Genomic DNA, 281 nt, shown 5'->3' with positions numbered 1-281 from the left:
GGTGACCGCGGGGACGCTGCGCACAATCGATGGCGGCACCCTCTTCGACACCGGCGCGATCGACATCCTCGAGGACGCGCGCTTCATCGCGGCGTCCGCGGATACGGTGGGCGTGGTGACGAATGCCGGCACCTACTCCGTCGGGGCGGCGCAGAACGTCCTGTCGTTGAAGAATGACGGTACGGCCGAGATCTATGCCGAGCTGACGGCGCGCGAGGGCGGCGTGACGAATACGTCCGGCGCGACGCTGGATCAGCGTGCGAACATCATCTCCGAAGGCG

The 281-nt window shown here is 67.3% G+C and carries 1 protein-coding gene; it reads left to right on the top strand.

Annotated features, from left to right (window positions below):
* The coding region (locus RM543_RS18905) for a hypothetical protein (protein ID WP_311694480.1) at nt 1-281 on the top strand (281 nt) is incomplete at both ends.

This window comes from Tropicimonas omnivorans (assembly GCF_031846565.1).
Taxonomy (GTDB): Bacteria; Pseudomonadota; Alphaproteobacteria; order Rhodobacterales; family Rhodobacteraceae; genus Tropicimonas_B; species Tropicimonas_B omnivorans.
The sequence above is the reverse complement of the archived record's forward strand: the minus strand, read 5'-3'. Positions and strand labels throughout refer to the sequence as shown.